Source organism: Vibrio aestuarianus, from assembly GCF_028858425.1.
Classification (GTDB): Bacteria; Pseudomonadota; Gammaproteobacteria; order Enterobacterales; family Vibrionaceae; genus Vibrio; species Vibrio aestuarianus.
Genome location: NZ_JAKNYQ010000001.1, coordinates 2,760,724 through 2,785,119, shown reverse-complemented (window position 1 = coordinate 2,785,119; position 24,396 = coordinate 2,760,724). Strand labels below are relative to the sequence as shown.

20 protein-coding genes and 2 tRNA genes are annotated in these 24,396 nt (G+C 43.5%); 16 read left to right on the top strand and 6 right to left on the bottom strand.

Annotated elements, in window-relative coordinates; all coding sequences use genetic code 11:
• Positions 1 to 31: 31 nt before the first annotated feature.
• Positions 32 to 1,117, bottom strand: coding sequence for an AI-2E family transporter (locus tag MCT08_RS12670; RefSeq protein ID WP_168523254.1), 1,086 nt, complete (start codon positions 1,115 to 1,117; stop codon positions 32 to 34).
• Between the two features lie 260 nt (positions 1,118 to 1,377).
• Positions 1,378 to 2,670 (bottom strand): glutamate-1-semialdehyde 2,1-aminomutase, encoded by a 1,293-nt coding sequence (hemL, locus tag MCT08_RS12665; protein ID WP_261918091.1) that lies wholly within the window; start codon positions 2,668 to 2,670, stop codon positions 1,378 to 1,380.
• Between the two features lie 442 nt (positions 2,671 to 3,112).
• On the opposite strand from hemL, the gene erpA reads away from it, so the two are divergent.
• From erpA to MCT08_RS12650, 3 genes are all read left to right on the top strand, one after another.
• Positions 3,113 to 3,454, top strand: a complete 342-nt coding sequence (gene erpA, locus MCT08_RS12660; protein ID WP_053311281.1) for an iron-sulfur cluster insertion protein ErpA — start codon at positions 3,113 to 3,115, stop codon at positions 3,452 to 3,454.
• A gap of 105 nt (positions 3,455 to 3,559) precedes the next feature.
• Positions 3,560 to 4,666: an efflux RND transporter periplasmic adaptor subunit gene (locus MCT08_RS12655; protein WP_274678527.1), complete on the top strand. Its 1,107-nt coding sequence runs from the start codon at positions 3,560 to 3,562 to the stop codon at positions 4,664 to 4,666.
• A gap of 8 nt (positions 4,667 to 4,674) precedes the next feature.
• Entirely contained in the window at positions 4,675 to 7,776 is a 3,102-nt protein-coding gene (locus MCT08_RS12650) for an efflux RND transporter permease subunit (RefSeq protein WP_274678526.1), read from the top strand.
• 186 nt (positions 7,777 to 7,962) lie between these two features.
• On the opposite strand, the gene shyC is transcribed toward MCT08_RS12650, so the two are convergent.
• Positions 7,963 to 9,255, bottom strand: a complete 1,293-nt coding sequence (gene shyC, locus MCT08_RS12645; RefSeq protein ID WP_274678525.1) for a peptidoglycan DD-endopeptidase ShyC — start codon at positions 9,253 to 9,255, stop codon at positions 7,963 to 7,965.
• Positions 9,256 to 9,384: 129 nt separating this feature from the next.
• Between shyC and tyrS the strand changes: the two genes are divergently transcribed.
• From tyrS to MCT08_RS12630, 3 genes are all read left to right on the top strand, one after another.
• On the top strand, positions 9,385 to 10,572 hold the full coding sequence (gene tyrS, locus MCT08_RS12640; protein WP_172531792.1) for a tyrosine--tRNA ligase: 1,188 nt from the start codon (positions 9,385 to 9,387) through the stop codon (positions 10,570 to 10,572).
• A 160-nt stretch (positions 10,573 to 10,732) separates the two neighbouring features.
• Complete coding sequence (locus tag MCT08_RS12635) at positions 10,733 to 11,014, top strand: transposase (protein WP_168520798.1); 282 nt, start codon at positions 10,733 to 10,735, stop codon at positions 11,012 to 11,014.
• A gap of 467 nt (positions 11,015 to 11,481) precedes the next feature.
• On the top strand, positions 11,482 to 12,327 hold the full coding sequence (locus MCT08_RS12630) for a magnesium transporter (protein WP_274678524.1): 846 nt from the start codon (positions 11,482 to 11,484) through the stop codon (positions 12,325 to 12,327).
• On the opposite strand, the gene dacB is transcribed toward MCT08_RS12630, so the two are convergent.
• Positions 12,288 to 13,748, bottom strand: a complete 1,461-nt coding sequence (gene dacB, locus MCT08_RS12625) for a serine-type D-Ala-D-Ala carboxypeptidase (RefSeq protein WP_274678523.1) — start codon at positions 13,746 to 13,748, stop codon at positions 12,288 to 12,290. The genes MCT08_RS12630 and dacB overlap by 40 nt on opposite strands.
• 100 nt (positions 13,749 to 13,848) lie before the next feature.
• Positions 13,849 to 14,904, bottom strand: coding sequence for a porin (locus MCT08_RS12620; RefSeq protein ID WP_274678522.1), 1,056 nt, complete (start codon positions 14,902 to 14,904; stop codon positions 13,849 to 13,851).
• 554 nt (positions 14,905 to 15,458) lie between these two features.
• Here MCT08_RS12620 and greA point away from each other — a divergent pair.
• On the top strand, positions 15,459 to 15,932 hold the full coding sequence (gene greA / locus MCT08_RS12615) for a transcription elongation factor GreA (protein WP_053311273.1): 474 nt from the start codon (positions 15,459 to 15,461) through the stop codon (positions 15,930 to 15,932).
• An 82-nt stretch (positions 15,933 to 16,014) separates the two neighbouring features.
• On the opposite strand, the gene yhbY is transcribed toward greA, so the two are convergent.
• Complete coding sequence (gene yhbY / locus MCT08_RS12610; RefSeq protein WP_053311272.1) at positions 16,015 to 16,311, bottom strand: ribosome assembly RNA-binding protein YhbY; 297 nt, start codon at positions 16,309 to 16,311, stop codon at positions 16,015 to 16,017.
• A 119-nt stretch (positions 16,312 to 16,430) separates the two neighbouring features.
• Between yhbY and rlmE the strand changes: the two genes are divergently transcribed.
• From rlmE to nusA, 9 genes are all read left to right on the top strand, one after another.
• Complete coding sequence (gene rlmE, locus MCT08_RS12605; RefSeq protein WP_053311271.1) at positions 16,431 to 17,060, top strand: 23S rRNA (uridine(2552)-2'-O)-methyltransferase RlmE; 630 nt, start codon at positions 16,431 to 16,433, stop codon at positions 17,058 to 17,060.
• 99 nt (positions 17,061 to 17,159) lie between these two features.
• Positions 17,160 to 19,118, top strand: a complete 1,959-nt coding sequence (gene ftsH / locus MCT08_RS12600) for an ATP-dependent zinc metalloprotease FtsH (RefSeq protein ID WP_168523221.1) — start codon at positions 17,160 to 17,162, stop codon at positions 19,116 to 19,118.
• Between the two features lie 58 nt (positions 19,119 to 19,176).
• Positions 19,177 to 20,007, top strand: a complete 831-nt coding sequence (gene folP / locus MCT08_RS12595; RefSeq protein ID WP_274678521.1) for a dihydropteroate synthase — start codon at positions 19,177 to 19,179, stop codon at positions 20,005 to 20,007.
• A gap of 22 nt (positions 20,008 to 20,029) precedes the next feature.
• Positions 20,030 to 21,370: a phosphoglucosamine mutase gene (glmM, locus tag MCT08_RS12590; protein ID WP_176312904.1), complete on the top strand. Its 1,341-nt coding sequence runs from the start codon at positions 20,030 to 20,032 to the stop codon at positions 21,368 to 21,370.
• A 261-nt stretch (positions 21,371 to 21,631) separates the two neighbouring features.
• Positions 21,632 to 21,967, top strand: coding sequence for a preprotein translocase subunit SecG (gene secG / locus MCT08_RS12585; RefSeq protein WP_053311267.1), 336 nt, complete (start codon positions 21,632 to 21,634; stop codon positions 21,965 to 21,967).
• A 27-nt stretch (positions 21,968 to 21,994) separates the two neighbouring features.
• Positions 21,995 to 22,078 (top strand) — tRNA-Leu (locus tag MCT08_RS12580).
• Between the two features lie 54 nt (positions 22,079 to 22,132).
• Positions 22,133 to 22,209: transfer RNA gene (locus MCT08_RS12575), tRNA-Met, on the top strand.
• Between the two features lie 206 nt (positions 22,210 to 22,415).
• Positions 22,416 to 22,871, top strand: a complete 456-nt coding sequence (rimP, locus tag MCT08_RS12570; RefSeq protein ID WP_053311266.1) for a ribosome maturation factor RimP — start codon at positions 22,416 to 22,418, stop codon at positions 22,869 to 22,871.
• A gap of 35 nt (positions 22,872 to 22,906) precedes the next feature.
• Positions 22,907 to 24,394, top strand: coding sequence for a transcription termination factor NusA (gene nusA / locus MCT08_RS12565; protein ID WP_053311265.1), 1,488 nt, complete (start codon positions 22,907 to 22,909; stop codon positions 24,392 to 24,394).
• Positions 24,395 to 24,396 lie beyond the last annotated feature (2 nt).

Genomic DNA, 24,396 nt, shown 5'->3' with positions numbered 1-24,396 from the left:
GCCCCCTTGCTTGAAGTTATTTCTGCTGTATTTAGCTGTTGTCTTGCTGGTTTAGAAACTCTTTAAATTCTTCTTCATAGATGTTGAACAGCACCATGGTAATGGCAAAAATCAATGGACCATAAATTAAGCCAATCAAACCAAATAGCTGAATACCACCTAGCAATGAAAAGAAAATCAGTAAAGTATTCATACCTGAGCTGCCTTGCATTAATAGTGGGCGAAGTAGGTTATCGATAGAGCCGACAATTGCAATGCTCCAAACCGCAAGGAAAATAGCCCAAGTAGTATCACCTATCAAAAATAAATAAGCGGTGGCTGGAATCCAAATTAATGCTGTACCAACGACTGGAATGAATGAGGCAAAGCCCATCATGGTTCCCCAAAATAGGCCAGGAAAACCTGCAAGCCACATCCCCAAACCACCAGCGAAACCTTGTGCTATCGCTGTCAAAAATGACCCCATTACTGCTGATTTAGAGACTTGCTCAATTTCAGATAGTAGCTTGTCTTCTTGGGTGCGTGAAAATGGCAGTATGTGCCGGATGGCATTGATGATTTTGTCGTGATCGCGTAATAAAAAGAACAACACGAACAGCATCAAAAAGAAATCCATCAAAAAGTTGGTGGCATCGCCAAGGATTTTTGCACTAATACTGACCAGATTCGAGCCAAATGAAGTGGCAAATTGTCCTACTCTTTGTGCGATCTGTTGTGGCTGTATTTCATCAAAAGGTAAGTATTGGTTAGCGATCGATAACCCTTTAACCACCCAAGGATGAGCAAAAACGGTTTGGATGCCGCCATGAGTCACCCATTGATACATATTTTGAGAAAATAAAGAGCCTTGTTGGACAATTGCCGCGAAAACAAATAGCAATGGAATCACAATAATAAAAGTTAAGATCACACAGGAAATGAGCGAAACAGTATTTTTATGTTTCGGCATTTTGCGTTCAAGCCATTCGTGAATAGGGAACATCAATAACGAAATAATAAAGGCCATCATAATGGAGTTAATGTAAGGCTCAACTAGTAGATAGCACGCTATTGAAGAAGCCAGTAATGTAAAGACTAGCACCCAATGACTGGAGGTTATTTTTATTTTTTCAGGCACGTTTTATTCTCACAAAATAAGATATTGGTTTTATAATGGCTGTAAATCAGCGCGTTATCAATGAGGAACTCTGAATATGGGCTGTTGCAACAATGAAAAAGGGTGCAGTGGAAAGTCACATCAGCGGCGTAAAGTGCCTTGGTTTACCCTCACTTTGCTCGTTCTTGGTATGTTAGTTGCGCTAAATTGGCAATAAAAAAGGCTGCGTGTGCAGCCTTTATGCTAGGTGTCCCTAACGATAGGGACACAAAAGATAGTGTTTAAGCTTCAGATGCAATAATCGCTAAGCTGCGATCAGCCGCTTCTAGTGTTGCTTCAATCTCTTTAGTGCCATGAGCTAATGAAGTAAAGCTCGCTTCAAAAGCAGAAGGCGCTAGGTATACACCGTGCTCAAGCATTAAATGGAAGAAGCGTTTAAAGCGTTCAACATCGCACTTTGTTACTTCTTCATAGCATGTCACACGTTCTTGTTCGGTAAAGAAGAAGCCGAACATGCCGCCCACTTGGTTAACCACCATTGGAATACCGTGTTTGTCTGCTAATTCTTTAAACCCATCAGCTAACTGCTTAGTTTTCGAATTTAGGCGTTTTTCATTGCCTTCTTCTTTCAGTAGCGATAAACATGCATAACCAGCTGCCATTGCCACTGGGTTTCCTGATAGCGTCCCCGCTTGGTAAACAGGCCCGGTCGGTGCGATATATTGCATCACTTCTTTACGTCCACCAAATGCGCCAACAGGCATTCCACCGCCAATCACTTTACCTAGCGTCGTTAAATCAGGTTTTATGTTGTAGTGTGCTTGGGCGCCACCTAAAGCAACACGGAAACCAGTCATGACTTCATCAAAAATCAGTAGTGCGCCTTCTTGATCACAGATTTCACGTAGCCCTTCATGAAAGCCTTCAACTGGTGGAATACAGTTCATGTTGCCAGCAACAGGTTCAACGATAATACAGGCAATTTCACCTTTATTTGCGGCAAATAGCTCACGGACTGAATCTAAATCATTAAACGTTGCGGTTAAGGTATGCTTAGCAAAGTCAGCCGGAACACCTGGAGAGCTTGGTTGACCCAAAGTCAGTGCGCCAGAACCAGCTTTTACCAGCAAGCTATCAGCGTGGCCATGGTAGCAGCCTTCGAATTTCATGATTTTATCGCGGCCAGTATATCCACGAGCTAAACGAATCGCGCTCATAGTAGCTTCAGTACCTGAACTAACCATGCGCAGTTGTTCCATCGATGGCACCAGTTCAGAGACCAGTTCTGCCATATCAATTTCCATTTCAGTGGGGGCACCGAAGCTTAGGCCGCGCTGTGCTGCGCTGATCACTGCTTCACGGATAACCACGTGGTTATGGCCTAAAATCATTGGCCCCCAAGAACCAACGTAATCGATATAGGCTTTGCCATCGGCATCAAAAATTAAAGGGCCATCTGCGCGGTCGATAAAAATCGGCGAGCCGCCAACACCATTAAAAGCACGGACTGGAGAATTAACACCGCCAGGAATAGATCGTTGTGCTTTTTGGTAAAGCTCTGCTGATTTGGTCATGGATTTATCCTCTTTTGCTCGTTCGGACCAGTTGCGGGGCATTGTATACCCAAATGGACCAAAGACACTTTTTTTCACTGATTTTCTGAGCGCTTTCACAGCCAACGGTGTTAAATGTGGTGTACAAGCGATGATACAACCACTAGTTTGCTGTTCACTCTCTGTAAAATCAGAGTTTAAGTTAAGTGATGGTGAATACTTGAACGAATAGGTCAGGTATTGGATAATCGACCCATTATTAAAAAAGAGTCACCTTTGCAGGTATGAATTGATCATAATATACCCAAACAACTTGCAGTTGCAGCTAGGCTGCTGGTGAGCTAACCCTTATGAGCATAGATAAACGATGTGATGGGGTGAGCGAACGTAGCCAATTCCGCTGTAGTTTCAAGTTGGAAAGGTATAAACCTGACGGGTATTTACACGAGTGAGAGAGGTCATCGTGAGTGAAGTAAACGTACCATTGTCGTTTTCTGATACAGCTGCAAAACGCGTTCAAATGTTAATTGCTGAAGAAGAAAATCCTGCATTAAAGCTGCGTGTATACATTACAGGTGGTGGTTGTAGCGGTTTCCAGTATGGTTTTACCTTTGATGAAAATGTCAACGAAGGTGATACCACTATTGTTAATAGCGGTGTAACCCTAGTGGTTGACCCTATGAGCTTACAATATCTCATTGGCGGTGTTGTTGATTATACCGAAGGGTTGGAAGGTTCACGTTTTTTTGTGAATAACCCTAATGCCACAACAACATGCGGTTGTGGTGCATCATTTAGCGTATAAATGATGCATATTTAGCTAGACAAATAAACTAGTTAACAAGCCCTACGTATGAGGATGTTTCGTAGGGCTTTGCCGTTCAGGCAATAACATAATAAGGGATTATCTATGCCAGATACTCAGGCGAGCAACCGACAGTTTGGTGGCTTTTTTACGCAAAGACCATGGCTTATTTCTACTTTTTTCATCCTGCTTCTTGCTCTTTGGCTAGGACTTGGTTCATTGAAAGCCGAAGAACCTCGCCAGAAATCCGTCACAACAATTCCCTTAGCTAAAGTTGTTTACCAATCATTTCAAGCACAACAAACCGATAAACGCATTGATTTATACGGTCGAACGGCACCGGATCGCGTAGCAACGATTGGCGCTGAAATTGCGGGGAAAATTACTCAATTAACAGCTACTAAAGGTCAATCAATCACCAAAGGGCAACCAATCGTTACCATTGATAAAGGTGATTTAGCCGCACAACTAGACAGCGCTCAAGCGCTTTTACAAGTGAAGCAAAAAGAGTTTAAAGCCGCGCAGTCATTGAAAAATCGAGGTTTGCAAGGTGAGGTGGCGTTTGCTACCGCGCAGGCGGCTTTAGCCGATGCCAAGGCGATGGAAAGCCGTGCAAAATTAGCGTTGCGTAATACCTCGGTGGTTGCTCCTTTTGACGGTATTGTTGAAAACCTTTTGGTAGAAAAGGGTGACTTTGTTGGTATCGGTGATCCGATAGTGACGTTTATTGATTTAGGTAAATTAGTCATCGAAGCAGATGTGAGCGAGAGACATATCCAGAAAATAAAACAAGATCAGCTCGCCACAATTCGTTTTATTGATGGTTCAACGGTAGAAGGTCGGGTGAGGTATATTTCACGGGTTTCTTCACCGACCACCAATACTTTTGCTATTGAAGTTGAATTGGCTAACCCAAATCAGGCCATTCCAGCCGGCGTTAGCGCAGAGGTCGAGCTCAGTCTAGAAACACAACTTGCTGTGAAAATAACACCAGCCATGCTTGCTTTGGATGCTGATGGCAACCTTGGCGTTAAAACCTTAGTTGAAGATCGCGTCCGTTTTATGCCTATCAATCTCGTCAAAGCAGAGCAAGACGGAGTATGGCTAACTGGGCTTGGTGAGAAGGTTGATATTATCACCGTTGGGCAAGGTTTTGTGCGAGATGGCGATCAAGTGATTGCGGTCAAGCAAGCAAACGCTGATGCACAGTAGGAGGCGCGATGTTTTCCATTATTGATGCGGCGCTATCACGTTCGCGAACCATGCTGTCATTACTGCTGCTGATCTTAATTGCGGGGGTTGCAACCTATTTTACCATTCCGAAAGAGTCTAGCCCTGACATAACTATTCCCATTATCTACGTTTCTGTCAGCCATCAAGGTATTTCACCGAGTGATGCCGAGCGTCTTATCGTACGCCCTTTAGAGCAAGAAATGCGCTCGATTGAGGGAGTAAAAGAGATGACTTCTAATGCTTCTGAAGGACATGCTTCGGTGGTGTTGGAGTTTAATGTTGGCGTTAATCTAGATAAAGCAATGGCAGATGTTCGAGATGCGGTTAACTTAGCGGAACCCAAACTACCAGCAGACAGTGATGAGCCAACGGTCAATGAAGTGACGCTAGCTTCTGAGCAGCCGGTATTGTCAGTGGTGTTGTATGGTACTGTTCCTGAAAGAACAATTGTGCAAATTGCGCGTCAACTTCGAGATAAATTAGAGAGTTATCGTCAAGTGCTGGAAGTTGATATTGCAGGGGATCGTGACGATATTGTTGAGATCATCGTCGATCCGTTGTTAATGGAGAGCTACGGTTTAGACCAAGGTGATATCTATAACTTAATTGCGCTCAATAACCGAGTAGTTGCTGCCGGATTTGTAGATACTGGTTATGGTCGCTTTTCGGTGAAGGTCCCTTCAGTATTTGACTCACTGAAAGATGTATTAGAGCTTCCAGTTAAGGTTGATGGTAAGCAAGTGATCACTTTTGGTGATATTGCTACGGTCCGGCGGGCATTTCGTGACCCAGAAAGTTTTGCGCGTTTAGATGGTAAGTCTGCGGTGGTTTTGGATGTTAAAAAGCGGGCGGGCGAAAATATTATTGATACTGTGGAGCTAGTCAAAGCGGTAATGAACGAAGCGCAAAAGCGAGAGGAATGGCCAAGCAACTTACTAGTCAAATACACATGGGATGAATCCAAAGATGTGGAGATCATGCTCAATGATCTACAAAACAATATTCTTTCTGCCATTATTTTGGTGGTAATTGTTATCATCGCGATTTTGGGGATGAGAACCGCCCTATTGGTCGGCATTTCGATCCCTGGATCATTTCTAACTGGGTTGTTGGTTCTGTCGCTGTTTGGTTTAACCGTTAACATTATCGTACTGTTTTCATTGATTATGGCCGTTGGCATGTTGGTTGATGGGGCGATAGTCGTCACTGAATTCGCTGATCGCCGCATGCAAGAAGGTACGCCTCGTAAACAGGCGTATCGAGATGCAGCAAAACGTATGGCATGGCCGATAACCGCTTCAACGGCCACGACACTTGCTGCTTTTGCTCCCTTGCTTTTTTGGCCAGATGTTACCGGTGAGTTCATGAAGTACTTACCTTTAACTTTGATAGCAACACTAGCTGCCTCTTTGGTTATGGCGCTGTTGTTTGTGCCAGTACTCGGCAGTTTAATCGGTCGGCCACAATATGTATCCGCGCAAAGTCAGGCCCGAATGCTGGCATTGCATGATGGTGACTTCACACAAGCAACGGGTATCACTAAGCTTTACTACCATACTCTTGCCATTGCGATTAAGCACCCATTGAAAATTTTGCTCAGTGCTATTTTATTGGCGATCGCGATTGGTTTTACCTATGCCAAGGCTGGGCTCGGGGCAGAGTTTTTCCCTGAAGTTGATCCGCCCTATTTTAATGTCAAAGTACGATCTTATGGCGATCTTTCTATTCAAGAGAAAGATGTGATCATGCAGGAAATCGAGCAAGTGATGCTCGGCCATGAGGAGTTTGAAAGCGTTTATACTCGCACTGGTGGTGAAGATGAAATCGGTCAAATTCAAATAACCCCTGTTGATTGGCAATACCGACGTAGCGTAAAAGCTATCATTGAAGATCTCAAATCTGTGACCAATCAATTTGCTGGTGTAGAAATTGAGTATAAATTTCCCGATGCAGGACCACCGGTTGAGAATGATCTGGTGATCGAAATGTCGGCTCGCACACCGGAAAACCTTGAAGTTGCGGCTAAAATAGTCAGGCAATGGGCGGATAATAATCCTGCCTTAACTAATATTAGTGACACTTCGAGCAAAGCGGGGATTGACTGGCGTATTGATATTCGTCGCGATGATGCCTCGCGTTTTTCCGCAGACGCCACCTTGGTTGGCAATACCGTTCAGTTTGTCACTAATGGCTTAAAAATTGGTGATTACTTGCCTGATGATGCGAATGAAGAAGTCGACATCTTGGTTCGTTATCCTGAAGAGAAGCGAGATATAGGTCGCTTTGATCAACTACGAGTCAACACGCCAGTTGGCCTTGTGCCGATAACCAACTTTGCTCAGATCAAGCCTGACCATAAACAAGATACCATCAAGCGTATTGATGGACGGCGTGTTATCGACATTATGGCGGATCTCAACGAAGGCTATAACCTTGCGTTAGAGTTACCGAAAGTGACTCAAGCTTTGTCTGAGCTAAACTTACCTAGCGGTGTTGAATTTAAGTTGCGTGGTCAAAATGAAGAGCAGGAGCATTCATCTGCATTCCTGCAAAATGCATTTTTGATTGCCTTAGCGGTCATGGCGCTGATTCTAGTCACGCAATTTAACAGTTTCTATCAAGCGTTCCTTATTCTGAGTGCGGTGCTGTTTTCAACGGTCGGCGTTTTTGCTGGGCTACTTATCTTCCAAAAACCTTTTGGCATCATTATGTCAGGAATTGGTGTAATTGCGTTGGCTGGTATTGTGGTGAATAACAATATTGTACTGATTGATACTTACAACCAACTGTTAGGCCGAGGTTTATCAAAGCAAGAAGCGATCTTACGTACTGGTGTTCAGCGCTTAAGGCCAGTAATGCTTACCACCGTGACGACAATTCTTGGCTTATTGCCCATGGTTCTTGAAATGAACATTGACCTGATTAACCAAAAAATTGAGTTTGGTGCACCAAGTACGCAGTGGTGGTCACAGCTTGCAACGGCAGTTGCTGGTGGGTTGACCTTTGCAACGGTGTTAACCTTAGTATTGACGCCTTGTTTACTGATGCTTGGTCGACAACGAGTGCAGACCGATAGTGAAAGTACCTAAAGCGATAAAGATAAAGCTCATATTTGTGGGCTTTATCTTTAGTTATACTCTGCAGACTTGAAGTTGCAGCGGTGTTGGCTATGTTCGCTCACCCCAATCACATCGTTTATCTATGCTCATGGGGATGAACTTACTTGCTGTCTACCTGCAACTTCAAGTGGTTTGGGTATATCAATGAGCGACATATTATTTGCTCGCGTACAGCAGTTCACTATAGCGTTCCAATTTCCCCATACGAATTTTAGCATTAGCAATGAAGGTCGCTTTCGCTTTACCCGTTAGTGATTTTGATTGTGGTAAAGAGACGGTTCTGGGGTTTTTATGCACTCCGTTAACGAGAAATTCATAGTGCAAGTGCGGGCCGGTAACTCGCCCTGTGCCCCCCAAAGTACCAATGGTTTGTCCTTGTTTGACACGCTGACCTGTTTTGACCATGCGACGTTGTAAGTGCAAATATTTTGTGATGTAGGTATTGCTATGGCGTATAAATACATAATTACCATTAAATTGGTTATAGCTCGATTTCTCGACAACGCCATCACCAGCGGCCCAAATTGGCGTGCCGACAGGAGCGGCGTAATCGGTACCTCGATGGGCGGTTACTTTACCTGTAACGGGGTGACGGCGCGTTGGGTTGAAGTTTGAAGTCACGCGACGAAAATCGATAGGCGAGCGTAAGAAGGCTTTTTTCATTGCTCGGCCATTTTCGTCGTAATAATTGCCAGTGCTGTCATCAAGAATGGCCGTGAACTGCGTACCTTGGTTGGTAAAGGTGGCGGCAATAATATTGCCTCTGCCAATGATTTCACCTTCAACCACTTTTTCTTGATAGAGCAATTTGAATTGGTCACCTTCACGAATATCGAGCGCAAAGTCGATGTCCCAGCCAAATATCCCCGCCAATTCCATAATTTGGTTCGCTGTTAGGCCCGCGGATATCGCAGCATTCCAGAAATTAGAGGTAATGCTCGCTTCAGCATAATTGTATTGGTACATCACCTCTTTTTTGTCAAATTCAGAGGTGAAACTGTCCCCAGACTTGGTAATGCGGAAGCTTTCAAATGCATTAATTTTTCGTTTAAGTTGAATCAACTCATTATTTTCATCAAATCCGAACTGCAGTTCATCACCAGGGTTCAAGCGTGATAATTGGTGGTTAATATCATCGTTAGTCGATGTAAGTTGATAAAGTAAACGCGAAGAAAGTCCAATCCGCTGAAACAGTACGGCGGTGCTTTCGCCAGGGCGAACCTGATATGTTTCCCAACGCAGTACCGCTGATGGGGCGATAGACATGCCGGGAGAGAGTGCTTCAGCGTTTATTGTCAGTGGATAATGCCGACCAATTTCCAAGCGTTCTTGATCTCTCGATAGGTCTTTTGGATCGGGCAGAAAAAACAGAGCAAATACAATGATGGCACTGAGAAAAGCGATAAGGGCTCTGTGTATCCAAGGAAGACGAGCAAAAATAGACAGCATATTCAGGTTCGTTTAGTAAATTATAAAAAAATTGGTCAGTTCGTTAGTCTAACTGGTTTCAAAAAGCATCGCTATTCAAGTAAGATGTTCAACTATTAAATTTTGCCAAATCTGTAGGAGTGAACAAGAATGGCGAGTATTGAAGCGGCTTTAGCTGAGATTAAACGCGGCGTTGAAGAGCTAATCCCAGAAGAAGAATTAATCGCGAAGCTAAAAGAAGGTCGCCCACTACGCATTAAGTTAGGCGCAGATCCAACGGCACCAGACATTCACCTTGGCCACACGGTGATTTTAAACAAACTTCGTACTTTCCAAGACCTTGGTCATGAAGTCACGTTTTTGATCGGTGATTTCACCGGTATGGTTGGTGATCCAAGTGGTAAAAATACCACTCGTCCACCGTTGACGCGTGAAGACGTATTGCGTAACGCTGAAACCTATAAAACACAGGTGTTTAAAATCTTAGACCCAGCTAAAACTAAGATTCAGTTTAACTCGGAATGGTTATCGCAATTGGGCGCAGAAGGTATGATTCGCCTTGCATCAAACCAAACCGTGGCTCGTATGTTAGAGCGTGATGACTTTAAAAAGCGTTATGCGAACGGCCAACCTATTGCTATTCATGAATTTATGTATCCACTCCTACAGGGTTATGATTCAGTAGCAATGGAAACGGACGTTGAGCTAGGTGGTACTGACCAAAAATTCAACCTACTGATGGGGCGTGAATTACAAAAAGCCAATGGTCAGAAGCCACAAATTGTGTTGATGATGCCATTGCTTGTCGGCTTAGACGGTGAGAAAAAAATGTCTAAGTCTGCGCACAACTACATTGGTGTTAGCGAATCACCAAGTGAAATGTTCGGTAAGATCATGTCGATCTCCGACACCTTGATGTGGAGCTACTATGAACTGCTTTCATTCCGTCCATTAGCGGAAATTGAACAGTTTAAAATGGATGTCGAAAGTGGTACTAACCCTCGCGATATTAAGATCTTACTTGCTAAAGAAATTATTGCTCGCTTCCATTCAGAAGCCGATGCCGATGCGGCTGAGCAAGAATTCATTAACCGTTTCCAAAAAGGCGCAATGCCTGACGAAATGCCAGAGTTTGAATTTGATGCCGGTATTGCAATTACCAACTTGTTAAAAGATGCAGGCCTAGTTGGCTCAACGTCTGATGCAATGCGAATGATTAAGCAAGGCGGCGCAAAGCAAGACGGTGAGAAAATCGAAGATACTAAGTATCTACCAACCGCTGGCACGTACGTCTATCAAGTTGGTAAGCGTAAGTTTGCACGAGTTACGATAAAATAAGCCTATTGTTAACGTTAAAGCGCCTGCGGGCGCTTTTTTATTGTCATCCCTAAACCACCGCCTTGGGCGGTGGTGATTGAACCTTGGGGCTATTGCCCGAATGAGTGCCCATGCTAGAAGTAAACCTCTTATTCACCATAAGTAAGAGGAAACTAAAAACATGGGCGATTATAGAAGTTCATCACATGTATATTGGCGTTGCAAATACCACATAGTTTGGACACCGAAATACAGATTTAAGATCTTGAAAGGGCGTTCAGTAATCCGCTTGTTTAACAAGTTCCCACATATAAGAAAGAAACCGTGGGGTAATCATTTTTGGGCAAGGGGATACTTTGTTGACACAGTTGGTGTGAATGAAGAAATCATCAGGCGTTACGTAAGGCACCAAGACAAGAAAGATCAAGAATATGAGGCGCAGTTAGAGTTGAAGATAAACTAGCAGCGCAGGGATGCCCCCTTATAGGGGGCTATAAACCAAAGCCGCCTTCTAAGAAGGCGGATTTTTACTGGTTGCCTATTTATTCTATTTTTATGATTACTTATCAATAAGTTGAAATGAATTAAAAACTTTAAAATCAGGCTGTATTTTAGTTTTACTTTTGGTAGACTCTCGCCACTGCTAATTGGGCAGTACCTTCGGAGATTTATATGAACAATACCGACCATCCCCCTAGTATGAAGGGAGAAAAATAACCGCTTTCGGTATTGGCGATCTTCGTTCCTACCTTAGGTGGTAGGGCATTCCTTTTCTATTCAGTCCTTTCTATATTTTTCTCCTTATCTCTAGATTGAGATGAAAATCACTGATCAACGTTTTTATGACTGCAGCATTATTCGCTGCTGTGATATTGGGTTGTTTGGGGTTCATTTCGGTGGTCGTTACCTTTGCCAATCGGGAGATTCGCCATGACGGTAATGAGCAACATCTATATTGAAAATTCACCAAGCTTTTCTCAAGAAGAGATCGGTGCAGCACGTAATGCATTTTTACAGTATGAGCAGGAGAAACAGGTACATTTACTCACCGTAATGCCTATTGAAGAGGCTGTCGCTATTTTGCGTCATTGCTCGGTGGGGTATGTGCAACAACTATTAACTGAATTAGACAAAGATGGTCATGACATGTGTGCACGTCACTATGCTAACCAACTTGGTTTTATTTATTCAGAGGTCGAAACCTCACAAAGCTATTTAACTACTAGTGTGCTCGAACACGTCAAACAACGTATTGGTTGGATCATTGTGTTAGCGCTATTAGGCATCGTATCAGGGCTTATTATTACCCAATACGAAGATACTTTAAGTCAACTAGTGTTATTAGCCGTGTACATGCCAGTCATCGCGGCGGCGGGCGGCAATACTGGCTCGCAAGCCGCGACATTGGTTGTACGCGCGTTAGCGGTTGGGGAATTAAAAAAGCGTCAATGGTTACTTGTGCTGTGGAAAGAGAGCCGGGTAGCTGTTTGCCTTGCTGTGGCGATTTCTGCGGTGATGGTCGCGCGCATTATGCTATTTAGTGATGCCAATTCAGCGGGTGGCTTTAGCTTGCAAAGTATTGCCTTGGCAATAGCAGTGGCGTTGTTTATCCAAGTGACTATTTCGACCACTATTGGCGGTATATTGCCGATCATTGCGCGAGTGTTTAAATTAGACCCCGCCGTGCTCGTCAGCCCTGTGCTGGCCTCTATGGTTGATATTTCTGGTATGTGGATCTATTTCAATGTGGTTAACTCCTTCTTAGGATTAAGCTGACTGAATTTGACCACATCTTGGAAAAAAAGCGTCTCAAATTGAGTAATAGGAGCAGTAACATTAGGTTGGCTGCTTCTATTATTTGGGTAGTAATCGGTCACAAACTGGACGAATAGAGTACTCGGCTTGCCCTGTTTGTCTAAGCCAAACCCCGCCATGTTATAACTGCCGTATAACGAACCACTCTTGGCAACTAACTGCCCTTTAACATCTTGCCCGCGCATGCTAGAACGATAGCGTAAAGTGCCTGATTCGCCTGCTTTGGGCATTATCGCAATTAAGCCTAGTGTGTGATCATTTTGCCAAATGTAGTTGAGGATATTAGCCATACTGTCGATTGAAAGTCGATTATTTCGTGATAAACCGGAACCGTCAGCAAGTTGAGCATGTTCGAGATTGACCCCAGTGCGAGAGAAGATGATCTGTTTAATTGCCTCGGTACCATTATTAAAGCTGCCCGGTTGAATGAAAAAGTGGTGCCCCAATGTTTTTGTGAGGCTATCAGCGATCAAATTGTCCGATTCTTTGAGCATGATCTCTAGCAATACCTCAAGTGGCTGGGACTGGTGCTTTGCAATAACACGTCCTTTTTCTGTATGGTTGCTGCCCACTTTCACTTCACCTTCTAAGCTAATTCCGACCTGTTTTAGCTGTTTATAGATCATTCGAGTGGTATACAAGTTAGGATCTTGCACGGCAAATTTGAGCGGTAGCGGTTTACTCCGCTCGGCTAAGCAGCCATTTAATTGGTAATTATTTTGCTCAGAGGTGGTTAGTTCTAAATCGCAACGGGTACTTTCTTGTTCGAGTTTGCTAACCGTTTGTGCATTAGTCGTTACATGAATCGGGTACTGCTCAGGAACGTAGACGCGGGTTTTTCCATCATCTTGAGTATAGATAGAAGCTTGTACACAGTTGCCATCTAAGGTGATGGCTGTAGATGGGGCGCTATAGCATACCCCTAGAATATCCCACGGCGAACCGACTGCGCGGTCGTAACCGCTAAAAGTGGAATTATCTAACCAGAGATCACCACTAATTCTACTTAATCCTTGTTTTTTGAGGGTGGTAAGTAGATTTTTGAGATCTTGGTTGGTTAATGTTGGATCGCCAGAAAAGCGAATGATGATGTCATTGCCACTGTGCGTGAGCGTAGTTGAAAAACGATATTGATCGCCGAGCTCCAGTTTGGCTGCTAGGGCAGTAACCAGCTTTAATGTGCTGGCTGGTGGAAAATAAAGACCGAGATTATCTGTTTGCTGGAAAATATGTTCAGAACCTAATGGCTTTACTAGCAGCCCGACACGGCTGCCTTGAGGCAAGGCTTCAAGTGGCGAGTAGGCAAAGGCTGTAAAGGTAGAACTACTGAGTAGCAGCACAAAAGAAACAAGTGAGATAAAGCGGCGATGCAGTAGTGACATAATCAGTATTTCAAAACAGAGTGTGACTGACAGTATAGCGAGATACAAAAACGCCTGCTAGTCAGCAGGCGTTTGGCATCTAAGACATTAAGTCAATAGATTAGAAGTCGTAACGTAGACCTAGAGCTAGCTCATCTTCAGCTTGTGCTTTAGTGGCTGATGTACCAGTGATATTACCAACTTTACCGATGATATCACCTTCATCAATCAGGTTGAAGTTGTAAGAGATGTAAGTACGGAAGTTAGGTTTGAAGTAGTAAGTGTAGTCAATTGCAAAGTTATTTGCAGAAGTCTCATCGTTGGTTTCAGCGTTGTTGTACGTTGCTGTAATTGCAGATGAGCCTGGTAGTTTGTAACCGAATGCAACTTCATAACCAGTGTAATCACCGTTAGTCTCTGCTTTTTCACCATCAGTGTAAATAGCAGCGATATAGGCATCAGAGATAGCTAAAGATGCTGCAACCATGTACTCGTTTTGTTCATCTTGGTCTGCGTAGCCAACACCTAGTTTGAAACCAGTGTCAAAAAACGCGTAGGTACCAGAGATTGAGTAACCGTCGGCACCGTTATCATCATAAGAAACAACAGTATCATCAACTTCTTGCTCTGTGCGGTCAGCAAAGCGGTAGCTTGCTTTTAGACCAAAGTCAGCAAATTGACCTTTGTACGACAGCATGTTGTCAGAACGGTCTGCAACAGCGATTTTATCTGCCGCAGAGTTACCGTGGTAAGACATGATATCTGTGAAATCTGTGATAACACCTAGTGCACCGTCGTTTTTACCGTAAGTTATTTCACCGAAGTTACCACCGATACCAGCGTAACCGTAACGGTTAGTTAGATTGCTCTCACCGCTGTCAGTTTCACCGCCCATATCAGCTGTTGTGAATTCACCTTCGTAGAAACCAACACCGTATAGGCTATCGTTGATCGCAACTTTACCTAGGAAGTTCAAACGTACGCGAGAAGCATCCTTTACTTTGCCATCTTTAGCAGATAGACGCGCTTCAGCACGACCACCGATTTCTATAGAGTTGCCTTGAGAGCTGTATACTGTAGAGCCAGCACGGTCACTGCTTTGGTTTATGCCTTCTGCGTTTACGCCTGTAGCCACTGCTGCGGCTGATACTGCTAGAGCAATCAGAGTTTTGTTCATCTTATTTAGTCCTAATTTATTGTCCATAAATTTTTATTTCCGACGTATGTATCGTCCTAAGGGAAACAATAAGCTCCAAATGTGTTGCATATGTCAGGTTTATGTAAAACCTTAAATAATATACGACAAGGTGCTTTAATATTTCTTGTGCTACTTTTTACCCTTAAGTTCCCTTATTAGTTAGTAAAATGATATAAATCGGACTTATGAACGATGCTTTATTTGTGGTAAATAAATATCAAGACCTTGTTTTATTTGAAATAAAATTGGTTTTTTAAGTTGGTTTGATCTGTTCTGTTTTTATTTTTTTTTAGTGAGATGGGTCGGTTTTATGCGCGAAATGATTTGCCTTGTAGTATGGCAGTGAGTGTTTTACTGCCGTTTTTTTTGGTTCAATTGACAAAAGATGATCAAAGAGTCACTTGATTTCAGGTGATTTAGTCACAAAGTTTGATTACACTAATCAGTAATTATGTTGTTCCATCTACTACCTAGCCTAACAGGTTGGGTAGTTTTGTTTTGCCCAAAGAAAGCTTTGGCATATGAGGTGTAAAATGGAAAAAGTTCCAATGACAGTACGTGGTGAACAGCTACTGCGTACCGAGCTAGATAGGCTATTAAAACTGCGCCCACAAATTTCAGAAGCTATCGCAACCGCGCGTGAGCTTGGCGATTTAAAAGAGAATGCTGAATATCATGCCGCTCGTGAAGAGCAGGGCATTTGCGAAGCTCAAATTCGCGATATCGAATACAAGCTTTCTGTTGCTCAAGTGATTGATGTCACTAAAATGGAAAATACGGGTAAAGTAATTTTTGGTTCGACAGTAACAGTGATCGATGTCAATACCGACGAAGAAAAGCGTTATCAAATTGTCGGTGAAGATGAAGCTAATATTAAATTGGGCCGAATTTCTGTTAGTTCTCCGATTGCACGCGGTTTGATCGGTAAAATGGAAGGCGATGAAGTGATTATTGCCACCCCAGGTGGCGATAAAGATTTCGAAATTGACAAAGTTGAATACATTTAGCTGAAGGTCAGAAATCAAAAAGGTCGCGTTTTGCGACCTTTTTTGTCTTTATCCATGACTAAATAGAGAATAACGATAGACTCTATTTGCGAGGAATTTCGATTTTACGCTGCTCTGATTGGCGGAACAGTACAAGAATATTACCGATAGTCTGTACTTTTTCTGCGCCAGTTTCACGAACAACGGCATCAATGATCAACTGTTTAGTTTCGCGATCTTCTGATGCCACTTTAACTTTAATCAGTTCGTGGTGGTTCAGTGCAATTTCGATTTCCGCTAGAACAGCCTCAGTGAGTCCATTTGCGCCCATAAGCACAACAGGTTTTAGACTGTGTGCTAGGCCTTTAAGATGCTGCTTTTGTTTGGTGCTTAGGTTCATTACGCGGCCAATTTTATTTAATATAAGGGTTGAAAAACGCTATTTTAACGCCATCTATGCTTGAAGACTATATTTTATACCATACTTTCTTGGATAGAAGCATTTCAGTTAGGAATCGAATGAGTAAACAGAAGCATTCAGCGAGCTCTGGCCGTTGGTTGAAAGAACACTTTGATGACAAGTATGTGAATGAAGCCAAGAAGAAAGGTTACCGTTCTCGTGCTATCTTCAAAATTGAAGAAATTCAAAATAAAGATAAATTGCTGAAATCGGGAATGACCGTCGTTGATTTGGGTGCAGCCCCTGGTGGTTGGTCTCAATATGCGGCAGGTATTGTCGGTGATGAAGGGCAAGTTATCGCATGTGATATCTTACCAATGGATTCCATCGCAGGCGTTGCCTTTCTACAAGGTGATTTCCGTGAAGAATCTGTGTTAGAAGCACTATTAGAACGCATCCAGCCAGACATGGTAGATGTAGTGATGTCTGATATGGCCCCTAATATGGCAGGCAATTTATCGGTTGACCAACCCAGAGCAATGTACTTAGTTGAACTTGCTTTAGATATGTGTCGACAAGTTCTTGCCCCAAATGGTAGTTTTGTGGTCAAAGTATTCCAAGGCGAAGGGTTCGACCAATATGTTAAGGATATCCGAGACATGTTCAAGGCCGTAAAGATTCGCAAACCCGACTCATCGAGAGCTCGCTCTCGAGAAGTGTACATTGTAGCCACTGGTTACAAAGGTTAACGTTTTTGCTGTGCAAAGCATGAGTTAACACTATGGCTACAGGTTACAAACTGTAGTACCCTACCTTTAATTACAACTAGTTATCGCGAGGCTTACACCTTGAGTGATATGGCAAAAAATTTAATTCTGTGGCTAGTTATCGCTGTTGTTTTAATGTCGGTGTTCCAGAGCTTCGGCCCTGGTGATAGTAACGGCAAAGCAGTTGATTACACCACGTTTGTACAGGAAGTTGGCCAAGGCCAGATTCAAGATGCTCAATTTAACAACAGTGAAATTACCTTTACTCGTAGAGGTGGTGGTGCTCGTTATGTAACTTACATGCCAGTGTATGATCAAAAGCTACTTGATGACTTGATCAACCAAAACGTGAAAGTACAAGGAACACCTCCAGAAGAGCAAAGCTTGCTCGGAACTATTTTCATCTCTTGGTTCCCAATGATTCTATTGATTGGGGTTTGGATTTTCTTCATGCGTCAAATGCAAGGCGGCGGCGGTAAAGGCGCTATGTCATTTGGTAAGAGCAAAGCTCGTATGATGAGTGAAGAGCAAATTAAAACTAACTTTGGTGACGTTGCTGGCTGCGATGAAGCGAAAGAAGATGTGAAAGAGCTGGTTGACTACTTGCGTGATCCAAGTCGCTTCCAAAAACTGGGCGGGAAAATACCAACAGGTATCTTAATGGTTGGTCCTCCTGGTACGGGTAAAACGCTGCTTGCCAAAGCAATTGCAGGTGAAGCGAAAGTACCGTTCTTTACCATTTCAGGTTCTGACTTCGTTGAAATGTTTGTTGGTGTTGGTGCATCTCGTGTGCGTGACATGTTTGAACAAGCAAAGAAAGCGGCACCTTGTATCATCTTTATCGATGAAATCGATGCGGTTGGTCGTCAACGTGGTGCTGGTGTCGGTGGTGGTCACGATGAACGTGAACAAACACTAAACCAAATGCTGGTTGAGATGGATGGTTTCGAAGGTAACGAAGGTATCATCGTCATCGCTGCAACGAACCGTCCGGATGTTTTAGACCCTGCCTTGCTTCGTCCTGGTCGTTTTGACCGTCAAGTGGTTGTTGGCTTGCCTGATGTACGCGGCCGTGAACAAATATTGAAAGTTCATATGCGTAAAGTGCCGCTAGCGGGTGATGTTGAACCATCATTGATTGCACGTGGTACACCTGGTTTCTCTGGTGCAGACCTTGCGAACCTTGTAAACGAAGCGGCATTGTTTGCGGCTCGTGGTAACAAGCGTAATGTTTCTATGGTTGAATTCGAATTAGCCAAAGACAAAATTATGATGGGTGCTGAGCGCCGTTCAATGGTGATGTCTGAAGAAACCAAAGCGTCAACCGCGTACCATGAAGCTGGCCACGCCATCGTTGGACGTTTAGTACCAGAGCATGATCCAGTATACAAAGTATCAATTATCCCTCGTGGCCGAGCGTTAGGTGTGACTATGTATCTGCCTGAGCAAGATCGTGTCAGCATGTCGAAACTACATCTAGAGTCGATGATTTCTAGCTTGTATGGCGGCCGTTTAGCTGAAGAGCTAATTTATGGTAAGGATAACGTATCAACAGGCGCTTCTAACGACATTGAACGTGCCACGGATATCGCTCGTAAGATGGTGACACAATGGGGCTTCTCAGAAAAACTGGGTCCATTGCTTTACGCTGAAGATGAAGGTGAAGTATTCCTTGGTCGTAGCGTAACTCAAACCAAGCACGTGTCGAACGACACCGCTAAGCTTATTGATGATGAAGTTCGTAAGATTATCGATCGCAACTACGACCGAGCGCGTAAAATCCTTGAAGATAACATGGATATTATGCACTCAATGAAAGATGCATTGATGAAATATGAAACTATCGATGCTGGTCAAATTGATGATCTAATGGAACGTAAAACTGAAATCCGGGAGCCTGCAGGTTGGGGCGATCAAGCAAAGGCAAAAGCCGATGATGCGGAAGTCAGTACTGAAGCGGAAAAAGCTCAAGAGCAAACCAAAGAGCCTGCTGCTGAAGCGACACCAGATGAATCCTCAGAAAAGAAAGATGCTGAGTAATCATTAATCCTTTAATTAAACCCCGAGTTCACTCGGGGTTTTTGTGTTTTAGAGCAAAATGAAGATTCAAACTCCAACGAAAACGCTGATTCTCGACCGTCCACATGTTATGGGCATACTTAATGTAACGCCAGATTCATTTTCAGATGGCGGTAAATTTAATTCACTTGAACTGGCTATAGAGCGCGCAGAAAAAATGATCGCAGCCGGTGTTAGCATTATTGACATTGGTGGCGAGTCAACAAGACCGGGTGCGCCTGAAGTGACATTAGAGGATGAGCTACAACGCGTTGTTCCAGTCATTAAAGCGATTCGAGCGAAACATAATGTATGGATATCGATAGATACCAGTAAAGCTGAAGTGATGAGGCAGGCGGTTAATGCCGGTGCCGATCTGATCAATGATGTACGAGCATTACAAGAGCCAGGAGCATTAGAGGTAGCAGCCAAGGCTGGTGTGTCTATCTGTTTAATGCATATGCAAGGCCAACCAAGAACCATGCAAATGAGCCCTTGTTATCAAGATGTTCTTACCGATGTAAAGGCATTTCTTCAAGAGCGCGTTGCTGCGTGTGAGAATGTAGGTATTGCTCGTGAACAAATTATTCTTGATCCCGGTTTTGGATTTGGAAAAACACTCGAGCACAATTATCATCTTCTGGCACACCTTGAAGCCTTTCATCAGCTAGGTTTTCCTATTTTGGCGGGAATGTCTCGGAAATCTATGATTTTTAAGCTGCTAGAAAAAAATCCAGCAGACTGTATGGTAGCGAGCGTAACCTGTGCGACGGTAGCAGCGATGAAAGGTGCGCAAATTATTCGGGTTCATGATGTTGATGAAACTCTTGAGGCAATGAAAATTGTGCAAACCATTATTCAAAATAGTTAAAAATAATAATTAAGGAAGAATCATGTCTGACAAAAGACGTTACTTTGGTACAGATGGTGTCCGCGGTAAAGTTGGACAATACCCTATCACTCCTGATTTCGTATTAAAGCTAGGCTGGGCTGCTGGACGCGTACTAGCAAAACAAGGCACAAAAAAAGTTATCATTGGTAAAGATACACGTATTTCTGGTTATATGCTTGAATCAGCTTTAGAAGCGGGTTTGGCAGCAGCTGGACTAAAAGCGACACTGACTGGCCCAATGCCAACACCAGCAGTAGCATACTTAACACAAACTTTCCGCGCAGAAGCGGGGATTGTTATTTCGGCGTCACATAACCCTTATTACGATAATGGAATTAAATTTTTCTCATCAGAAGGCACAAAATTGCCAGATGATATCGAATTGGCGATTGAGGCAGAACTGGATAAAGATATCGAGTGTGTTGAATCGGCAGAATTAGGTAAAGCAACACGTTTAGTTGATGCTGCCGGTCGCTATATTGAGTTCTGTAAAAGTACTTTCCCGTCAAAATTAAGTTTAGCGGGCTTAAAAATTGTGGTCGATTGTGCGCATGGTGCCACTTACCACATTGCTCCTAACGTATTTAAAGAGCTAGGTGCTGAAGTTATTGCGATGGGTGTTGAGCCTAATGGTCTCAATATCAACGATGAAGTCGGTGCTACAGATGTAAGAGCGCTACAGCAGCGAGTGGTCGCAGAAAATGCCGCGCTAGGTTTGGCATTTGATGGTGATGGCGATCGAATCATCATGGTTGACGAGCTTGGCAATAAAGTCGATGGTGACCAAATTGCGTACATTATTGCCCGTGATGCTCTGCGCCGAGGCGAGTTGAAAGGTGGTGTTGTGGGGACATTAATGACCAACCTTGGTATGGAAAATGGCTTAAAACAGCTTGGTATTCCATTTACCAGAGCTGCCGTTGGTGACCGCTATGTGATGGAAAAACTTCTGGAGAAGGGATGGAAAATTGGTGCTGAAAATTCAGGGCACATCATCCTGCTCGACAAAGTGACTACCGGTGATGCAATTGTTGCCGCTTTGCAAGTACTTGCATCGGTTGTTGGCAGTGAATTGTCGCTAAATGAATTAGCCAAAGGCATGACACTCTACCCACAAGTGTTAGAAAATGTCCGTTTTAGCGGTGATTCTAATCCTTTAGAAGCGGAAGCGGTTAAAGCTGCGGTTACTGCTGTTGAAGCTGAACTTGGCAGCAAAGGGCGAGTATTACTACGTAAATCAGGTACTGAGCCACTGCTACGAGTTATGGTTGAAGGTGAAGATGCGGAGTTGGTTGAAAATTCTGCACTGAAAATTGCACAAGCCGTGAAAGCAAGTTGTTAAATTAGCGCTAAATAACGGCTGACCTAAGCTTTATTTGATGAATCAGCATTAATAAACTTGGTTAGCCGTGTTTGTATTTGTTTATTGCCCTTTTTTTGAGCGTTTGATACGCAAACAGTGCTTTTTTACGAAATAGCGCTTGTCAGTGTTGGTTGCATTAGTTAGTATTGCGTCCGCCTTCGCTGAGGAGGCCGCTAGCCTTGTTCAAGTCAACTGATAAGAACGGCGCTGGCTCAACAATTTGGAACATAGGTGGAAGTAATGTTTACAGTTCTACTTGTGATTTACCTGTTGGCGGCGCTTGGTATCATTGGCCTAGTGTTAATTCAACAAGGTAAAGGCGCAGATATGGGAGCCTCTTTCGGTGCTGGCGCTTCAAACACTGTGTTTGGTGCTGGTGGCTCAGGAAATTTCCTAACCCGAATGACTGCAATTTTTGCAACAGTATTTTTCATCCTTAGTTTGGCATTAGGCAATATGTCTACGCATAAAACTGAATCACAATGGGTTGACCCTACACAAGGTCAAGTGATTGAGCAAACTACTGATGCCGCGGTTGATGTACCAGCAAAAGCTGGTGATGAAATACCGCAATAACTTATCGTTAGATAAGTATAAATAATTGCCGAGATGGTGAAATTGGTAGACACACTAGCATGAGGTGCTAGCGCCTATGGTGTGAGGGTTCGAGTCCCTCTCTCGGCACCATTATTTACAAACTTGTAAATCACTTGATTGAGCGTATAATGCTCGCAAGTCGGACGCGGGGTGGAGCAGCTTGGTAGCTCGTCGGGCTCATAACCCGAAGGTCGTCGGTTCAAATCCGGCCCCCGCAACCAATTCTTTAGGGTTTTGGATGCAAGTTTGAGCAGTGTCAACCTCACTGCAATTGAGAATTTAGATTCTCAATCATCAGGGTCCAGCAACAAAAAACCCCGACTTTCGGGGTTTTTTGTTATCTAAATTTCTCAAGCTGAGATTTTAGATAGTTGCTTGGGATTTAAATTGGGCTCTGTGCCCTTTTTTTGTTTCTGGAGTGGTTTAAATGACTGGTTTAGAAAGACAACTGACAGAAATGCTTGAAGCTCCAGTAGCAGCTTCTGGTTATGAGTTAGTTGGATTAGAATTTATTCGTGCCGGTGAGCACTCAACACTACGCATTTATATTGATCATGAAAATGGCATTCTTGTTGACGATTGTGCTGAAGTGAGTCGTCAAGTAAGTGCCGTTCTTGATGTTGAAGATCCAATTTCAGTGGCTTATAACCTAGAAGTTTCTTCACCAGGTTTAGAAAGACCACTTTTTAAAGCAGCACACTATGAACAGTTTGTTGGTCACGAAGTCAGCATCGTTTTGAAAATGGCTGTAGGCAACCGCCGAAAATGGAAAGGAATTATTCATTCTATTGAAGGTGAAACTGTTGCGATTAGCGTTGATGGGCAAGAAGAGCAATTTGCGCTTAGCAACATTTCAAAAGCTAACCTGATTCCTAAATTTTAGTTCTCCTAGAGAAAAGAGCTTAAGAGGCTAGATAAATGAGTAAAGAGATTTTAGCGGTAGTTGAAGCGGTTTCAAACGAGAAAGCAGTACCTCGTGAACGTATTTTTGAGGCGCTTGAAACTGCGCTAGCGACATCGTCAAAGAAGAAGCATGACATCGAAATCGATGTTCGTGTTGCCATTGACCGTAAAACGGGTGAGTTTGAAACATTCCGCCGTTGGTTAATTGTTGAAGAAGTAGAGAACCCAACGAAAGAAATTTCTTTCGAAGCGGCTAAGTACTACGACGAAACGGCAGAACTTGGTCAATATGTTGAAGACCAAATTGAGTCAGTAACGTTTGACCGTATTACCACGCAGACTGCAAAACAAGTTATCGTACAGAAAGTACGTGAAGCTGAACGTGCGCAAATTGTTGAACAGTTTATCGACAACGAAGGTGAGTTGGTTACTGGTGTGGTTAAGAAAGTGAATCGTGATTCTGTTATTCTTGACCTTGGTAACAATGCTGAAGCGGTTATCTTACGTGATGATCAGCTACCACGCGAAAACTTCCGTCCAGGCGATCGTGTTCGTGGTCTGTTGTACGCCGTTCGCCCAGAGGCACGTGGTTTCCAATTGTTCATTACTCGTTCAAAACCTGAGATGCTTGCAGAGCTTTTCCGTGTTGAAGTGCCAGAAATTGGCGAAGAGTTGATCGAACTAAAAGGTGCGGCTCGTGACCCTGGTTCTCGTGCAAAAATCGCAGTAAAAACCAACGATAGACGCATCGATCCTGTAGGTGCTTGTGTTGGTATGCGTGGTGCACGTGTTCAAGCGGTTTCAAGTGAAATTGGTGGCGAGCGTATTGATATCGTTCTTTGGGATGATAACCCAGCTCAGTTTGTTATCAACGCAATGGCTCCTGCTGATGTCGCCTCTATCATCATGGATGAAGACGCACATTCAATTGACATCGCTGTTGAAGCTGACAACTTAGCACAAGCTATTGGCCGTAATGGTCAAAACGTTCGCCTAGCGTCACAATTGACGGGTTGGGAATTGAACGTCATGACAGTGGCTGATCTTCAGAAGAAACACCAAGAAGAATCAATGGCTTCAATCGAGAACTTCATGAAGTATCTTGATATTGAGCAAGACTTCGCTGAGCTTCTTGTCGAAGAAGGTTTCTCAACACTTGAAGAAGTGGCTTATGTCCCAGAGGCTGAGTTGCTCGAAGTTGATGGCTTGGATGAAGATCTCATCGAAGAATTACGTACTCGCGCTAAAAATGCTCTAACAACGATCGCATTGGCACAAGAAGAGTCTTTTGAAGGTCTAGAGCCTGCTGAAGATCTACTTGCTCTTGAAGGTTTAGAGCGTGAAATGGCATTTAAACTGGCAGCCAAAGGTGTAGTAACACTTGAAGATTTAGCTGACCAAGGTATTGATGAACTTGAAAATATTGAAGGCCTTACCGAAGAACGTGCTGGTGAACTTATTATGGCAGCACGTAATATTTGTTGGTTTGGCGACGAAGAATAATT

Coding starts and splice junctions, on each gene's coding strand:
- hemL (WP_261918091.1), bottom strand. CDS start 2,670: ATGACCAAATCAGCAGAGCTTTACCAAAAAGCACAACGATCTATTCCT.
- MCT08_RS12655 (WP_274678527.1), top strand. CDS start 3,560: ATGCCAGATACTCAGGCGAGCAACCGACAGTTTGGTGGCTTTTTTACG.
- MCT08_RS12650 (WP_274678526.1), top strand. CDS start 4,675: ATGTTTTCCATTATTGATGCGGCGCTATCACGTTCGCGAACCATGCTG.
- shyC (WP_274678525.1), bottom strand. CDS start 9,255: ATGCTGTCTATTTTTGCTCGTCTTCCTTGGATACACAGAGCCCTTATC.
- tyrS (WP_172531792.1), top strand. CDS start 9,385: ATGGCGAGTATTGAAGCGGCTTTAGCTGAGATTAAACGCGGCGTTGAA.
- MCT08_RS12635 (WP_168520798.1), top strand. CDS start 10,733: ATGGGCGATTATAGAAGTTCATCACATGTATATTGGCGTTGCAAATAC.
- MCT08_RS12630 (WP_274678524.1), top strand. CDS start 11,482: ATGACGGTAATGAGCAACATCTATATTGAAAATTCACCAAGCTTTTCT.
- dacB (WP_274678523.1), bottom strand. CDS start 13,748: ATGTCACTACTGCATCGCCGCTTTATCTCACTTGTTTCTTTTGTGCTG.
- MCT08_RS12620 (WP_274678522.1), bottom strand. CDS start 14,904: ATGAACAAAACTCTGATTGCTCTAGCAGTATCAGCCGCAGCAGTGGCT.
- greA (WP_053311273.1), top strand. CDS start 15,459: ATGGAAAAAGTTCCAATGACAGTACGTGGTGAACAGCTACTGCGTACC.
- yhbY (WP_053311272.1), bottom strand. CDS start 16,311: ATGAACCTAAGCACCAAACAAAAGCAGCATCTTAAAGGCCTAGCACAC.
- rlmE (WP_053311271.1), top strand. CDS start 16,431: ATGAGTAAACAGAAGCATTCAGCGAGCTCTGGCCGTTGGTTGAAAGAA.
- folP (WP_274678521.1), top strand. CDS start 19,177: ATGAAGATTCAAACTCCAACGAAAACGCTGATTCTCGACCGTCCACAT.
- glmM (WP_176312904.1), top strand. CDS start 20,030: ATGTCTGACAAAAGACGTTACTTTGGTACAGATGGTGTCCGCGGTAAA.
- secG (WP_053311267.1), top strand. CDS start 21,632: ATGTTTACAGTTCTACTTGTGATTTACCTGTTGGCGGCGCTTGGTATC.
- rimP (WP_053311266.1), top strand. CDS start 22,416: ATGACTGGTTTAGAAAGACAACTGACAGAAATGCTTGAAGCTCCAGTA.
- nusA (WP_053311265.1), top strand. CDS start 22,907: ATGAGTAAAGAGATTTTAGCGGTAGTTGAAGCGGTTTCAAACGAGAAA.